General features: G+C 65.2%; 5 protein-coding genes. 2 read left to right on the forward strand and 3 right to left on the reverse strand.

Annotated features, from left to right (window positions below; translation table 11 throughout):
* Positions 1-298: 298 nt before the first annotated feature.
* The 3 genes from BLS48_RS18170 to BLS48_RS18180 form a co-directional block, all read right to left on the reverse strand.
* Positions 299-1,021, reverse strand: a complete 723-nt coding sequence (locus tag BLS48_RS18170) for a M15 family metallopeptidase (RefSeq protein WP_091580115.1) — start codon at positions 1,019-1,021, stop codon at positions 299-301.
* A gap of 18 nt (positions 1,022-1,039) precedes the next feature.
* Positions 1,040-3,130 carry a penicillin-binding protein 1C gene (gene pbpC, locus BLS48_RS18175; protein ID WP_244529694.1) on the reverse strand — a complete coding sequence of 697 codons (2,091 nt, stop codon included), beginning with the start codon at positions 3,128-3,130 and terminating at the stop codon, positions 1,040-1,042.
* A 107-nt stretch (positions 3,131-3,237) separates the two neighbouring features.
* Positions 3,238-8,736 carry an alpha-2-macroglobulin family protein gene (locus BLS48_RS18180; RefSeq protein WP_091580120.1) on the reverse strand — a complete coding sequence of 1,833 codons (5,499 nt, stop codon included), beginning with the start codon at positions 8,734-8,736 and terminating at the stop codon, positions 3,238-3,240.
* A gap of 272 nt (positions 8,737-9,008) precedes the next feature.
* On the opposite strand from BLS48_RS18180, the gene BLS48_RS18185 reads away from it, so the two are divergent.
* Both BLS48_RS18185 and BLS48_RS18190 read left to right on the forward strand, forming a co-directional pair.
* The gene (locus BLS48_RS18185; RefSeq protein WP_091580123.1) at positions 9,009-10,937 is read left to right on the forward strand and encodes an autotransporter assembly complex protein TamA; all 1,929 of its coding nucleotides are present in this window, start codon (positions 9,009-9,011) and stop codon (positions 10,935-10,937) included.
* 3 nt (positions 10,938-10,940) lie between these two features.
* Positions 10,941-16,994, forward strand: a complete 6,054-nt coding sequence (locus tag BLS48_RS18190; protein WP_091580126.1) for a translocation/assembly module TamB domain-containing protein — start codon at positions 10,941-10,943, stop codon at positions 16,992-16,994.
* Positions 16,995-17,020 lie beyond the last annotated feature (26 nt).

The following is a 17,020-nucleotide window of genomic DNA, read 5'->3' on the forward strand; positions in this document are numbered from 1 at the left end:
CGCGAAACCGAGCGTGCCGAACTGGACAGACGTGGCGACCAGCGCGCCGAGCAGTTTCCGGAAATGAGGTTTGGTCATTTCTGCCTCCGTTGAACCGCGCCAAGTCTACCGAATTGATAGAAATAAGATGCATTCAATGTTGCCTTTTTTGCCCTCCTGAAGAAAATCTTCGACGAGATTTCGCCGTGTTGGGAAATATTTTCCTCGGCGTGCCCTGCGTGACGAATCCAGCCGCCACTTTGGCCTGTCTAGAAATGGGGGTTGTCGAGGCAAGGTCGTATGGAACTGGTCCCGCGATTTACTCTGCGGTAACCGCAAAATCGAAGCGCTCTTTCGCGAACGGTTCATCTGCCAGCGTGAAGTGCCACCATTCGCGGGCATAGTTCACAAAACCGCCGGCGCGCATGGCATCGACAAGCATCTTGCGGTTTGCCGCCGCTTCCTTGCCGAGCGGGCGGTGGGCGGTTTCGCTCATCGGGTCAAAGCAGTCGAAGCCGGTGCCGAAATCGAATGTGTCGGCATCGACAGCGCCGCACGCCGGTTTCGGGCTGGACCCGTGGTCGGTTCGGACGATGGCGAGATCGACGGTCGAGCCGCGCGAATGCGCCGACAGACGGGCGACATAGCCCTTGGCGATGAGATCGCCGCGCCTGACTTTCGGATACCATTGCGGATCGGGTGGCCCGCCTTTTTTCGTCCATTCGCCCATGTCGGCCACGGCGCGGACAGGGCGATAGCAGTCGAACACAACCAGCGTCAGGCCCCTGGCGGCAATTGCCTTCTGAACGCCGGAGAGGGCTTCCGCCGCCTGTCGGGTGAGGATGCAGGCCGGCGCGTCGTAGCCGGTCACCTTGCGGTGGAGGAAATTGTCGGATCCGGCGTAGTGGATGTCCTGGCGGATCGAGGCATCGATATGGGCGAGCCGAACAAAGCCGGCGGGCAGGGCGTCGGCATGTGCCGGCAGAACGAAGGCTGCAATCGTCAGAGCGCAAAAGCCAATGCGTTGAATCGCCTGGCGCATTCTATTCAAAGAACGCTTTCACTCGACAAAGACCTTCACGCTGGCCGCGCGTCCCGCGGCGTCGATGACGGTCAGGGTCGAATAGCCGGTCCCGTCCGGCTGCCAGGTCGCGGTGCGGCGGCGATCGATGCCGGTGAGCGGCTTGCCATTGGCCAACCATCGGAACGGCGCGCGGCCGCCTTGCAGCTTCAGCACCAGCGGCGAGGCATCGGCCGAGTTGGTGGCGAGATCGACTCGGGCGCCGTCAGGCGGGAAGATGATGGTCGGCGCGGGTTCCGTCACCGTTGCCTGCACCAGGCCGTCCGCGCCGGCGCCGAAGCGGGCGAGCGTTACCGGCAGGTCCTCCCGCTTGGGACTGAACACGCCGGGCGGCTTGCCTGGCAACGGCACGGTGGCCAGGCCAGAACGGACGAAGCCCTCGAACAGGATGGGGGCGGCCGAGACATAGCCGGACAGGCCCGGCACCGCGCCGGCATCGGGGCGGCCGACCCAGACGCCCAGCACATAACGGCCGTCGAAGCCGACCGACCAGGCGTCACGGTAGCCATAGGACGTACCGGTCTTGTAGGCGATGCCGCGCTGCGAGGCACCCTCGGGCGGCTTGACGCCCGACAGGATGTCGATGATCTGCCAGTTCACCTGATCGTCGAGGATGGTAGCGGTGGTGCGCTCGGCGTCTGCCGGCTCGGTGCCGTCATGCAGCGTGTGCGTCTTGCCGCCATTGGCGAGCCCTGTGTAGAGCTGGACGAGATCGCGCAACGTGATGCCGACGCCGCCAAGGCCTATGGCGAGGCCGGGCGCCTCGTTGACCGGCAGTATCGGGTTTACACCGGCCTGGCGGAAACGTGCGGTCAGGCGTGCCGGGCCGACCGCGTCGAGCACGCGGATCGCCGGCACGTTGAGCGACAGTTGCAGCGCTTGGCGGATGCTGACATCGCCCTGGTAGCCCATGTCGAAATTCTTTGGCCGGTAGCCGCCGAAATCGACCGGGCTATCCTCGATCAGCGTTTCCTGCGCCACCAGGCCTTGCTCGAAGGCGAGACCGTAGATGAACGGCTTCAGCGTCGAGCCGGGCGAGCGCACGATCTTGGTCATGTCGATCCAGCCGGAGCGGCTGGCGTCGAAGAAATTGGCCGAGCCGACTTCGCCAAGGATATCGCCGGTGCGAGCGTCGGCCAGCACCATGGCGACGGACAGGCGCGGTCCAAGCTTGGTGGCGGCATCCCTCGCCACCTGTTCCAGCCCCTCCTGGACGCTTTTGCGGATCGTCAATCGCAAGGGCTGGCCGGGCACCGCCTTGGGCAGCATCGCATAGGCGGCGTGGGCGGCGAGCGCCGGCAGCGTGCGGCGCAGGCCCGACACATCATCAAGCGCGGCGCGTGCCGCCTCGCGTTCGCCGAGCAGGCCGGAGGACACCATGCGGGTCAGCACCCGGTCGCGGGCGGCATGCGCAATCCGCAGATTGCGGTCGGGCCGGCGCTTTTCCGGAAGCTGCGGCAGAGCAACCAGAAGGGCGGCTTCCGAGACAGTCAGCCGCTTCGGCTCCTTGCCGAAATAGGCAAGCGAGGCGGCGCGCACGCCTTCGAGATTGCCGCCATAGGGCGCCAGCGTCAGGTAGCGCTCAAGAATCTCGCGCTTGGACAACCGCCGCTCGATCTGGATGGCGCGCAGCATCTGCTTGATCTTGGAGCCGAGGCTGCGGCTTTCGCGGGGTTCGATCAGCCGAGCCAACTGCATCGACAGCGTCGAGCCGCCGGAGACGATATGGCCGCTGGTGCCGAACTGACCGGCGGCACGGGCCAGCGCCAGCACGTCGACGCCCTCATGATCCCAGAAGCGCTTGTCCTCATAGGTGACCAGCATGTCGACGAACTGCTTGTCGACCTGGTCGAGTCGGGTTTCGAGCCGCCAGTAACCGTCCGGCGTGGCGAAGGCGCGCAACAGCTGGCCATCGCGGTCCTGGACTTCGGTGGAGACGGTGAGTTCTGCCGGGAGCGGGGGCGGGAAGGCGCGGTCTAGCTCCCAAAGGGAGGCGACGGAGAGGGCTGCAAGGCCGGCGCACGAAGCTGCGGTTATGGCAGCCCGGCGGAAGAATTTCTTGGAGAGCATGGCGCCGCCCCTCATCCCGCTGCCGCCACCTTCTCCCCGTATAGTGACGGGGAGAAGGGAGCTGTGATGAGCGCAATCGCCATTTGCATGATCGCCACCATCGGGCCTTACGGCGCCTTGATCTCCATCATGCCGGTGGCGGTGCGGGCCGAATATTGCGGCCGGTACATGTCCTCCACCGTTGCCGCCGGATGGGCATAGGTGCCCGGCGTCACCGCGCGCACGACATAGGCGAGCGTGATGTTGCGGTCGCCGTCGCCCTCATTGGGGTTGAAGGCCGCGACGAAACGGTCGTCGCGGAATTCGAGGTGGGCGGCATCGGTCTGCGCCAGCCAGGAGAAATTCGACAATTGCGCGCTGGACACCAGGCCCGGATTGTCGATCTCGAAACCTGCCGGCAACAGGTCGGTGATCAGCAGGCGCGAAGGCCAGCTGTTCTGCTCGTAGATCTTGAGCACGACAACATAGCGTTCGTTCTGGGTCGCTTCGGTGACGTTGGCTTCGGTGCCATCGAGCTTGTAGTAGGTGCGGTCGATGGTGAAGCCGTCGCCGCTCGCCGGCAAGGGCTGGATCGGCGACGCCACCGTGGTGACGACGGCCTGCAGCGGGGTCTTGCCGGTGTTGGCGATGGTCAGCGGGCTGTCGACCAGGTCGCTACCGTTGATCTGGTCGGAATAGCCGCCGGCATGCGGCGCGCCATTGACGGTCAGCGTTATCGAATCATTGCCTTCCTTCAACGCACGGGCCGCCAGCAGCATCCAGGATTCGTCCTGGGTGCTGGTCCAGCGGGCTTCGGCGCGTTCCCTGGTCACCAGCTTGATCAGCTCCGGCACGATCGTCGGCACCGGCTTCGATTCCGCCGCCAGCGCTAGCATCGCCGCGCCGTCACGCAGCGGCGAGCCATAGTCGGAGCGGTAGTAATCATACTCGGTGGTCGATTTGGCGAGCTGCAGGGCAGTCCGGAACGTGGCTTCCGAGCGTGGCGTGTCGCCGTAGAGCGCCAGGCTCGCCGCCAGCTGGGCAACCGCCATCGGGCTCGAGAAGGCTTCGAGCTGCGTGTCGGCATAGTAGCGCAGATCGCCGATCGAGGCCTTCTTGTTGCGGGCCAGAACGTAGAGGGCGTAGGCGATCTCGCTGCCACGGTCCTGTACGCTCTGGTCGTAGCCGAGCGAGTTCTGCAAATTGCTCAGCGCCTGGTTCATGGCGAGGCTCGGCACGTCGTATTTCTGCTCGCGCGCCCTGGTCAGGAAGTCGGTGACATAGGCGTCGAGCCACAGATCGCCGGAGCCCGGGCCCCACAGGCCGAAGCTGCCGCCCGCGGCCTGGTAGCTCAGCACCTTGTAGATGGCGTCCTGGACGCGGCCATGCAGGTCGGGGTCGCTGGCCATACCGATGCCGGATGCCATCTCGTTGACGTAGAGAAGCGGCATGGCGCGGCTGGTGGTCTGCTCGGCGCAACCGTAGGGGTAGCGGTCGAGCGTCATCAGCAGCGACGGCACGTCGAAGGCTGCCGCCTGCGAAACGCCGACACTGACCGAAGCGCCGTCAAGCAGGCTTGCCGCCAGGAGCTCCTTGTCGACGCGCAGCGCGCCGCCATTGCCCTTGAGGTCGACGACCAGGCGGGTGGTGACCGGCAACTGCGCCGGGCGCACCGGCACATAGAGCGTCTGTTCGACAGCTGTGCCGTCGGCATGGGCAAGCTTGACGGTGATCGAGGCATTGCCCGCCGTCTGGGCGACCAGCGGCACGGTCAGCGTCTGGCGTTTGCCTTTTGCCAGCGTCAGCTTTTCGGGCAGCGGCTTGTCGCCGGTCGACAGATCACCCGTCGTATCGATCGACAGCTTGTAGTCGCCGGCCGGACCATCGGTGTCGGCGACATCGAGGCGCATGACGGCGGCGTCACCAGGCGAAAGGAAGCGTGGCAGGCCGGCGGTGATCACTATGGGATCACGCACGATGACGTCCGTCTGGGCATGGCCGACCGCTTCCTTGGTCCAGGCGACGGCCATGACGCGCACGGTGCCGTTGAACTGCGGAATGTCGAAGTCGATCCGCGCCTTGCCGTCGGCGTCGAGCTGGACCGGGCCGGAGAAGAAGGCGACCAGCTTTTCGGTCGGCGGGCTGCCTTGCGTCTGCATGTTGGCGCCGTCGCCGCCGGTCCTGAGCTTGCCGGCGTTGCCCAGCGAGCCGTCGATCAGGCGGCCGTAGATGTCGCGTATCTCCATGCCCAGCATGCGCTGGCCGAAGAACCAGTTTTCCGGGTCCGGCGCCTTGTAATTGGTCAGGTTGAGGATGCCGACATCGACGGCGGCAACCATGACATAGGCGTTGCTGCCCGGCTGCACGCCGGCGACGGCGACGGGGATCGACAGTTGCTGGCGCGGCATGGTCTTGTCCGGCGGCGTCAGGGCAACAGTGAGCTTCTTCGAGCCCGGATCGACCTTCAGCCATTTCACGCCGATGGCGCGGGCCGGCATGCGCGTTTCCTGCGCATCGCCGGGCCGGAACAGGGTTGCCGTGACATAGGCGCCGGCGCCCCAGTCGTCGCCGACGGGGATATCGACGGTGCTGCCGCCGGCCGGCACGGTTGCCGTGACGGTCTTCAGCAGCTTGTCGGCGCCAATGTTGATCAGGAGTTCGCCGGCAAAATGCGGCGAGACCTTGAGCTTGGCCACTTCGCCAGCGGCATAGGTATCCTTGTCGAGGGCGATTTCCAGGCCATCTGGCGTTTCGGTGGTGGTCGAGGCGACATACCAGCCGGCATCGAACTCGTAGCTGGTCGCCGGTCCCTCGGGATCGGATGTCTCGACCTCGAGCCGATACTGGCCCCAGTCGACCGGTACGGAGACTGTCGCATCGCCATCGGCGCCGAGGTCGATCTGGCCGTTGGCGATCGACTTGGTGAAGGTGACCGGCTCGTAGTTCCAGGAGTTGTTGGAGCGGTACCACTGATAATTGCGCTCGACCTTGACCAGCGTCCACAGCGCGCCTTTCAGCGCTTCGCGCTTGCCGTCGGGGTCGACGGCGATCAGGCTGAACTTGGCCGTGCCGCCCTGCGGCACTTCACCATCGGCGAAGTCCGGACGGATGCCGATCATATGGCCTTGCGGACGGATGCCGATGTTGAGCGAACGCTCGATGGCGCGGCCACCGGTTTCGCGCATGCGCACCGTCACCTTGGCGTCGACCAGCTTGGTGGTCGAGGGCAGTTGCTCGACGGAGACCGGGAAGGTCACCTTGCCGTCATCGCCAACCACCGGCAGACCGGTGAGGGGGGTGACGGAGGGTTCGGCCGACTGCTCGTCGGCGAGGCCGAAGGAAAAGCCCTGGAAGCGGTCCCAATCGCGGGACGTCGACAGCGTCAACTCGCCTTCCAGCGCAAGGCCCGCCGCCGGCGCGCCATAGAGGAAGCGGCCGTCAATGTTGATGTTGGCGGTTTCGCCCTGCGCGATCTCCTTTTTGTCGGCGGTCATGTCGAATTCGATGCGATCCGGCACGAAATCCTCGACCAGAAACATCTGGCTGGCCACGGCCGGCTGCTTGGGATCGGTGTAGATAGACACCGACCAGGTGCCGCGCATGGCGTTGGGCTCGAGCGGCAGGTCGACGGCATGGCCGCCGGCCGATGCGCCGTCGCTGACGATGCGGCGGTCCTCGACGCCGTCGGGGCGCGAGAAGATGAAGGTCAGCGGCAGGTTCTCGACCGCCTTGGCAGCACCGTCGCGGGCAAGGGCGGCGACATGAACATCCTCGCCGGCGCGGTAGATGCCGCGTTCGGTCCAGGCATAGACGTCGAGCGCGCCGGGCGCCGCGCGTCCCGTGACACCACGGTCGGACAGGTCGAAGCCGGCCCGGCCCATGTCGAGGAAGACGAAATCATTGTCACCCTGCTTGGCCATCAATACGGCCGGCACCATGCCGCCGTCGCCGCGCGTCAGGCCGGGGTTGAAGACGGCGTGGCCGTCGGCATCCGATGTCGCGGTGCCGAGAACCTCGTTGTTCCGGGCAACCAGCGTCAGTTCGGCGCCCGCTATGGGCTTGGCGCTGCCCAGCGAACGGGCAAAGACATTGAGCCCGTCCTGGCCGGTATAGGTCGACAGGCCGATGTCGGAGACGACGAACCACTGCGTGGCCATCGAATTGTAGTCGTCGTTCTTGTCGTTGACGGCCTGGGCGGTCAGCACATAGACGCCAGGCTTGCGCTGCGGCAGCGCTTCGTCGACCGGGAAGGAGGTGGTGACCTCCTTGTTGAGGTCATTGACGATGTCGAGCTGGCCCTGCCAGACCGGCGCGCCCATCTGCTCGGAAATGTTGGAGATGTCGTAGCCGTCGAGCTGGTGGAGGAACTGGTAGCCAGACAGAAGCTGGGCCAGCGAGCGGTCGCCGATGCGGTAGAGCTTCATCTCGGCAGCGTTCATGTTGACGGTGACGACCGGAATGCCGCGGCGCGCGCCGGCCGGCAGCACGAAGCTGTCGCCGGTGAAGCGGGCGGACGGCGCTCGGTCCTGCACATAGATCGACAGCACCACGGGAGCGGCGGTGACTTCGCCTATTGCCGCCGGCAGGCCGGCGCGGAAGGTGACGTCGTAATGCTGGCCGTGCTCCAGACCCTCGACACAGATCTGCTTGTCCTTGGCCTCGACGCCCTTGGGCGGCGCATTGTCGACCGTAACGAATTGCGCGTAGTCGACGCCGGTCTTGACCAGGTCTTCGGAGAATTGCGCGCAGATGCGCGGCGCGCTGGTGTCGGCATCGACGGTGTGGTCGATGACGCGGAAACCCTTGCGGGCTTTCAGATCGGCATAGTCGGCCTGGACGGCCGGCGAGGGCACCAGCGCAAGGCTCGCCTCATAGGCCTGCAGGGCCGGCCGGTAAAGGTCGCGCTTGTCGAGGCCGTTGCCGAGCAAAGCCAGTACCTCGGCGCGCGTCTTGGTGGTGCGTAGCAGCTTGTAGGCGTTGAAGGCGGCCGAAGTGCCGTTTGCCGGCAGAGTGGAGGCATCGGATGTGTTGGCGGCGGGCTGCACCGCCAGCGTTTCGCGCGCCAGGTTTAGCCAGAGCTGGCCGTCATCGGGCATGACCGACACGGCGCCTTCGTATCTGAGCATGGCGGAGCGGTGGTCGCCGGTAAGCACGGACTGCTCGGCGGCGCTCGTCAGCGCCGCCAGCCCGTCGGTCGGCTTGATATAGGCCGGGCCGAGCAGCTTGTTGCGGTATTGCTGGGCCTGGTCGGCCATCCAGTTGGGGAAGAAGGCGAGGTCCGGTGGCGCGCCGATGTCGGGATCGCCATCGATTTTGACGACCTTGCCGGCGACCGCACCGTTGAAGGGCTTGAGCTGGTTGTAGTCGGATTTGAGGAAACACCATTTTGCCTTGGTGTTGTATGTGAATGCGCGGCAGGCCGGATCGCCCAGACATGTCGTCTTGCACTGATCGAGCGTGACATTCTGGTCGGACCTGAGGTCAAAGCCGAAATAGTCGGAATTGGCGGTGGTCGCGATTCGCCGGGCTTCGGCCGCTTGCGCGACGCCACTCCAGGCGAAGACATTGGCCCAGGCGAAAAACAGAAGGATCAGGATCGACAGACCACGAGCCGCGCGCATTGTCATAACACCCTCCAGACACTGCTGACGTCCGGGCATGATCAAGCTTCAGTCAAGCTTGTCAACACAGGGACGCGGCAGGGTTCCGCCTGCCAACGGTTTCCTTTCCGGCCGATGGCCGGTAGTACCTCCATAGGACAGGGGATCACGCATTCTTGCGGCAACGCAAAGAGGTGTGAATTCCAAGCCCGTGCTATTTCAGACAATTGGATTGTGGCCCCTTTACGAGCGCTTCAGAACTTCATTCCAATTTTAGTTTTATAACCTAGGTTGTCTTAATGCCGGCGCATGAAGAGCAGATGTCAGGAGGTACCGCGCCAGGGCGTGTGCTTTCGCGCGCCCTGCTTTTGGCGATGGTGTGCTCGACCGCGCTTGTCGCCGAATCGAGGCCGGCGGCCGCTTTCGAGCTTTTCGGCATCAAGCTGTGGGGTTCCTCCAGCGACCAGGATGCCGACATCGTCGATCCGCTGCGCTATGCCGTGACCATCAATGCGCCTGATGCCGACAAGGATCTGGTCAAGAAGCTCGAAAACGCCTCGACCCTCAAGGGCGACGAGGGGCACCCGGTTTCCGGGTCGCTGGGGCTGCTGGCCAAGGCGCGCAGTGATCGCGAACAGCTTGTCGCCGCCCTTTATGCCGATGCGCGCTACGAAGGCGTCGTCACCATCACCATCGACGGAAAGCCGCTTGACGATTTGCCGCCGGATGCCGAATTCAAGGGCCCGCAACCGGTCCCGGTGGTCGTCGACATCGCCAGCGGCCCGAAATTCACCCTCGGCAATATCCGGCTGGAGGGCGATGCGGCGGGGCTGATGAGCGCCGATTACGGCCTGATCGCCGGCGGCGACGCCGGGTCCGGCGCGGTGCTCAAGGCCGAGGCGCTGATCGTGCTGGCGCTGAAGCAGGAAGGCAGGCCGCTGGCCAAGGTGACGGATCGCCAGATCGTCGCCGATCATGCCACCTCGACGCTCGACGTGACGCTGACGGTCGCAGCCGGGCCGGTCGCCGGCTACGGCGATACCACGGTGGAGGGCACCGAGAAGGTCGACCGCGACTTCACCGAATACATGACGGGCCTCAAGCGCGGCCGGCAATACTCGCCCCAGGAGATCAGCGACGCGCGCGACAGGCTGCTGGCGCTCGAGGTCTTCAACAGCGTGACGTTGAAGGAGGCCGACAAGCTCGACGCCGACGGCAACATTCCGATCAGCGTCCAGGTCAGCGAGCGCAAGCCGCGCTATTTCGGGCTTGGTGGTACCATTTCCAACACCGAGGGGCTCGGCCTGGAAGGCTATTGGGGCCATCGCAACCTGTTCGGCCGGGCCGAGAAGCTGCGCATCGACGGCGCCATCAGCGGCATCGGCAACAACGACCTGAGTGAACTCAACTACAATGCCGGCATCATGTTCGAAAAGCCGGGCGTGATCGGGCCGGCGTCGAAATTCTTCGCCCGCTTCAAGACCGTGCTCGAGCATCCGGACGCCTACGATCATTTCTCGGTCAAGGGCAGCACCGGCCTGTCCTACGAACTGACCAAGAAACAGACGGTGTCGGCCGAGGTCGCGCTCGACTATTCACGGATCCATGACGCCTTCGGCAAGCACAAATATCTGATCGCCAGCATTCCGCTGCAATATGTCTATGACAACAGGGACAATCGGCTGAACCCAACCAGCGGCTTCAGGTTGCTGGCCTACGCGGAACCAAGCTACGACATCTTGAGCGGCGCGGCCTTCCTCAAGCTGAAGGGCGAAGGATCGGCCTATCAGTCGCTGGACACGGCTTCGAAATTCGTTCTGGCCGAACGTGTTACGGTTGGCTCGATCGTCGGCACCGGGCTTCAGAACGTTCCGGCCGACCGACGCTTCTACTCCGGCGGCGGCGGCTCGGTGCGCGGCTACGCCTATCAGGGCATCGGCCCCAAGGATTCCACCGGTCAGCCGATCGGCGGCCTGTCCTTCTTCGAGACCTCGGTCGAGATGCGGATTGCCGTCACCGACACGATCGGCATCGTGCCGTTCGTCGATGCCGGCACGGTGTCGACCAGATCGGTGCCCAACTTCTCCGACGTCAAGGTCGGCGCCGGTGTCGGCCTGCGCTATGTCACACCGTTCGGGCCGCTGCGCATCGACGCCGCCGTGCCGCTCAACCGGGATCCGGGCGACCCGCATTTCGGCATCTATGCCGGCATCGGACAGGCGTTCTGAGCGATGAAGATATTCAAGCGCATCCTTCGCATTGTCCTTTACACGCTGCTCATCGTGGTCGCCGGGGCGATCGGCGCGCTCGTCGTGCTGACCAAGACCGAGCGCGGCCGCGACAATCTCGCCGGCATTATTTCGCGCCTGGCATCGAGCGACGACCGCAAGATCACGATCAGCGGCATAAACGGTATCTGGTCGGGCGCCTTGACGGTGGATGATGTCGTGCTGGAAGACCGCGAGGGCGCCTGGCTGGTGGCCCGCAAGGTCGCCGTTGACTGGTCACCGCTGGCGCTGCTGTCGAAGAATTTCAGTGCCGACCGCATTGCCGCCGACCGTATCGAACTGGCGCGGCTGCCGGTGGCCGGTACGCAACAGCCCGCGCAGAGCGGTACCACGACGCTGCCTGTCTCCATCGACATCAAGCAGATCGACCTGCCTGAAATCGCGCTTGGCCAGCAGCTGGCCGGCAGCGGCATCGCCGAACTTGCCGCCAAAGGAATGCTCAAGGCCGATGCCGCGCCGCTGGCGGTCGAGACGAAACTCAACATCGCCCGCCATGACGGCAAGCAGGGCAATGTCGACGCCAAGATCCACTTTGCGCCAGCGGACAACAGGCTCGACCTCGACCTCAAGGCCTCGGAGCCGGCAGGCGGTATCATTGCCAACCTGCTCAAGCTGCCCGATACGCCGCCAGTCGACATAACCGTGTCGGGCACGGGACCGCTCGCCAACTGGAACGGCATCGCCACGTTCACGGTTGACGGCAAGATTGTCACTCAACTGACGGGCCGCCACCAGTCGACCGACAAGGGCAGCCATGTCGAGGCCAAGGGCGACGGTGAGTTCGAGCGTTTCCTGCCCGAAAATCTGAGGCCGCTGTTTGCCGGCAAGACCAGCTTCGATGTCGCGGGCACCGCAACATCGGCCGGTGGCATCAGTATCGATCGGGCCAGCATCGACACGGATGCCGTGCATGGCACCGCGACCGGAATCGCCGATCCTGCCGGCGCCAGCGATCTCTCGGTTGAACTCGCCGCCAAGGGCGCGCCTGTGCAGATCACCGTGGGAAGCGCCGCGCAGCCGATCGCGCTGGCGATCAGGAATGCCACTGCCCGTGCATTCGGCGACGGCAAGGCGCCGATCGTCGATATCAGTGCCTCGCTGGCTTCGGTGGTGGCTGGCGGCACCCAGCTGAACGATCTGGCCGCGCAGATACACTCCGACGGCTTCGATATCCAGAACCGTGCCGGGCTGGTTGCCGTCAAGCTGCAGGCGGGTGGCCTGAAGACCGATGTCGCGACGCTGGCGCCGCTGATTACCGGCAAGGTCGATGTCGACCTGGTAGGATCGGTCAGCAAGGACGCCATTGCCATCGACCAGGGCACGTTGCGCTCCGACGCGCTCAACGCCTCGCTCACCATGACGGTCGCGCTTGCCGATCTGTCGATGCAGCTCAAGATGAATGCCGACGCCGTGTCGACGGCGTTGCCGCCACAGATCAGTTCGGTGCTCGGCGAGCGGGTGAAATTCTCGGCCGCCGCGACGCGCGATCCGCAGGGGTCTTTTTCCGCCAATTCGATCTCATTCACCTCCGGTTCGCTCAGCGCCAGCGGCACCGCCAGCGTGCAAGGCACCGACATCCAGGCCGATATCAAAGGCAGGCTGGGCGACGTCTCGGTGCTTTCGCCGATGGTCGGCGTGCCGGTTGCCGGCGGCGTCGATTTCGCGCTGTCGGCCAGCGGACCCAGGACAGCGCCGGATTTCACGGTTTCCGCCGACAGCGACAGCCTGACGGCGTCCGGACGAACGGTGAAGGCGATCAAGCTCACCGCGAGCGGCAAGGCCGACATATCAAGCCCTTCCGCTGACGTTTCGCTGACCGGCTCCGTCAACAACCAGCCGCTCGACATCAAGGCTGCGCTGGTGACCAGCGAGGGCAAGCGTTCGATCAATGGTTTCCTGGTTTCGCTGGGCGACAACAAGGTTTCGGGCGACCTGGCGCTGGACGACAAGTTCATGCCGCTCGGCACGCTGACGCTCGACGCGCCGGCCATCGATCAGTTGGCGGCACTTGCCGGCCAGGCGGTGACGGGCGACATCAATGGCACCATCCGCTTTGCCAAGGAGGGCGACGCGCCCTCCGTCGCCATCGATGCGAAGAGCACGTCGATCGCGCGCGGCGAGGTGACGGCCAAGGCCATCACCGTCAACGCGCTGATCGCCAACTATCTCAAGGCGCCGGCGATCTCCGGCACCATCAAGGCCGACACCGTCACTTCGGGCACCACCGAAATCAGCGGCATCGGCGTCGACCTGAAACGCGATGGCGACTGGACCAATTTCACCGGCGGCGCCACCATAGCAGGCATTCCGGCGACCGCGGCTGGCCGGGTGAAGATCGCCCAGGGCACCACCAGCGTTGAAATCGCCTCGGGCGAGGCCACCGTTCGCGGCATCAAGGCGGCAATCGCGGCACCGTCGACGCTGACCATCGCCAACGGCACCACCAGCGTCGAAAAACTGGCGCTCGATGTCGGCGGCGGCTCGGTGGCCTTGTCCGGCACCGCCGGCCAGACGCTCGATCTGGCAGTGGAATTCTCCGTGCTGCCGGCAGCGCTTGCCAATGATTTTTCGCCCGGCCTCGATGCCGTGGGCACACTCGGCGGCACCGCACAGGTTACCGGTTCGCCGTCCGCTCCCGAGGTTCGGTTCAACGCGCAACTGGCTGGTGTCGAGACCAGCCAGACCCGCCAGGCCGGGCTCGGGCCGCTCGCGGTCGACGCGGCCGGCAGCTACACCATGGCCGGCGGCGTCGTTTTCGACCATGCGACGCTCTCCGGCGACAAGATTTCAGGCAAGGCAGCCGGTACCATCAATCCGAACGGCACCAGCGATTTCGCCGTCGATCTTACCTCGTCCGGTCCCAGCCTGCCGCTGACGTTCGGCAGTGCCGCGAGCCCGGTGAAGATCGAGATCCAGTCCCTGTCGGCAAAGGTTGCGGGCGAAAGCACGAAGGCCCGCCTGGATGTCTCCGCGATCCTACCGTCAGTCATCACCAGCCCGGCCAAGGTGGACGGGCTTGTCCTGGCATTGCATTCGGACGCGTTCGATCTCAAGAGCCGCGCCGGACCGGTTTCCGGCACGGTGTCTGTGGACAAGGTTGGTCTCGACAACGCCGCCATCGCGCCGCTGATCGCCGGCAAGGTCACGGCAGCGCTCAACGCCCGGCTGACATCGGACGCCGTCGCCATCGACAGCGGTTCGCTCAAGAGCGATGCGCTCAACAGCCAGGTCGCCGGCCAGGTATCCCTCAGCGACGGCGCCATCGACCTCAAGCTGAGCGCGGATGCCCCGTCATCGGCCTTGCCGGCGGCGGCGCGGGGCATGCTTGGCGAACGCGCGCAGATCAGCGCCACACTGACGCGCGACCCGAACGGCGGCATCAATGTCGATGGGCTGAAGCTGGTCTCGGGCGCACTGACCGCACAGGGGCAGGCGAGCCTTGCCGACAACAAGCTGGCCGCTGACATCACCGGCTCTCTTACCGATGTCTCGTTGCTGTCCAAAGACGCCAAGGGCGCCATTGCCTTTGCGCTGAACGCCCAGGGGCCGGCCATCGCACCGGATTTGTCGCTGACGGTCAACAGCGATCGGCTGCTGGTGGCGGAGCGCGAGATCACCGGGCTGAAACTCATCGCCACCGGCAAGGCGGATGCGGCCAATCCGGCGGCGAATGTGCAACTGACCGGCAATGTTGCCGGCCAGGCGCTGCAGGGCAGCGCGGTGCTGGCTACCGCCGACGGCAAGAGCGCCATCAACGGCCTGCTGCTGTCGCTCGGCAAGAACAGGATTTCCGGCGATCTGGCGCTGGACGAGAAGTTCGTGCCGGTCGGCACCATCTCGCTCGATCTGCCCGATATCGGACCGCTTGCAGCACTGGCGCTGGAAAAGGCCGAAGGCGACGTGCGCGGCACGATCGCCTTCTCGAAGAATGGCACAGTACCCCAAGTCGCGATCAAGGCGGCGGCGGCCTCGATCACGCGCGGCGACCTCCAGGCGAAAGCCGTCTCGGTCGATGCGCTGATCGTCAACTATCTGGCGGCACCGGTGATCTCCGGAAAGATCCGCGCCGACACCGTCATCTCGGGCGGCACCGTGATCAGCGGCATCGACGTCGATCTGACGCGGGACGGCGACTGGACCGGTTTTTCCGGTGGCGCCACCGTCAAGGGCATTCCGGCCAAGGCCACGGGTCGGGTGAAGGTGGCCAACGGTACCACCACCATCGAGCTTGCATCCGGCCAGGCCACCGTCCAGGGCATCAAGGCGGCCATCGCCCAGGCCTCGACGATCAGCATCGTCAATGGCACGACGACCCTGGACAGGCTGGTGCTCAACCTCGGTGGCGGGACGGCGACGGTGACCGGCAAGGTCGGTCAGGCGCTCGACATCAACGCGGCGCTGGCGCGGGTGCCGATGTCACTCGCCAACAGTTTCTCGCCGGGGCTCGATGCCGCCGGATCGATTTCGGGCACGGTAAAGGTGACGGGCGCGCCGGCAAGCCCCGCCGTTGCCTTCAATATCGACGCGACCGGCGTGCAGACGTCGCAGACCCGTGCCGCGGGTCTCGCCGCGCTGAGCGTTTCCTCTTCCGGTGCCTTTGCCGCCAACAAGCTGACCTTCAATGCCAATATCGGCGACGGCGCCGGCCTTGGCCTCAAGGGCGGCGGCACGGTGACGACGTCGGGCACGCCGGCGCTGGTGCTCGACTTCAATGGCGGCGTGCCGTTTGGTATCCTGAGCCAGAAGCTCGCGGCACTGGGCCTGTCGCTGAGCGGGACGGCCAATGTCAATGTGCAGGTGCGCGGTCCCGCGACATCGCCTGTCATCGGCGGCAGCGTCAGCACGTCAGGCGCCCGCCTGATCGATGCGCGCTCGGGGCTTGCCGTCAACAACATCGCCGCCGACGTGTCGATCGGCGGCGGCGTCGCCAGGATCAACCGGCTGACCGGAACGCTGTCGACACGCGGCAGCCTGTCGGCCAGCGGCACGGTCGGTATCAATCCGGCGCAGGGTTTCCCGGCCGACCTGTCGATCAAGCTGGTCGACGGCCGCTATACGGACGGCCGGGTGGTGACCGCCAATCTCGGTGGGGACCTGACGATCAAGGGACCGCTGACGTCGGCACCGGTGATTGCCGGAACCATCAATCTCGCCAAGACCGTGATCACGGTTCCGGACAAGCTGCCGGGCTCGCTGGCGGCGCTCGACGTCAAGCACAAGAATGCGCCGGGTGCGGTGCGGGCGCAGGACAAGGCGTTGCGCCCGGCGACGACCAGCGGCAGTGGCGGCGGCAGCGGTCTCGCCCTTGACGTCACGGTCAACGCGCCGAACCAGATCTTCATTCAGGGCAGGGGCGTCGATGCCGAACTCGGCGGCTCGCTCAGGCTGACTGGCCCGGCCTCGTCGCCGCAAGCGGTCGGCACTTTCACCCTGCAGCGCGGCCGGCTTTCGATCCTCGGCAAGCGGCTGACCTTCACTGAAGGCACAGTCGGCTTTTCCGGCTCGCTGGTGCCTTATCTCAATCTGACGGCGACAACCACGACTACCAGCGCCACCGTTACCATTGTCGTTTCGGGTGAGGCGACCAATCCGAAATTCACTTTCTCCTCGGTGCCGGCATTGCCGGAGGACGAGGTGCTGGCGCAATTGATCTTCGGTCGCTCCATGTCGAACCTGTCGCCGCTGCAGATTGCTCAACTCGCCGAAGCGGCCGGGCAGTTGGCCGGCGTCGGCGGCTCGACGTCGCTGCTTGAAAACCTGCGCAGCGCCATCGGCGTCGACGATCTCGACGTTACCACCGACGACAAGGGCGGCACCGCGGTTTCGGCCGGTAAGTATCTGAACGACCGCACCTATGTGACGATCCAGAAAGGCGACAAGCCGGGTTCGGGCAAGGCGACCATCGACCTCAATGTCGGGCGCGGCGTCAAGCTGCGCGGCGAGGCCAACGATGCTGGCGAAGCCAAGGGCGGCATCTTCTACGAGAAGGAATATTGATGTTTCGGCCGGGTTTTGGCCTTGTC

This window comes from Mesorhizobium qingshengii (genome assembly GCF_900103325.1).
GTDB classification, from domain to species: domain Bacteria; phylum Pseudomonadota; class Alphaproteobacteria; order Rhizobiales; family Rhizobiaceae; genus Mesorhizobium; species Mesorhizobium qingshengii.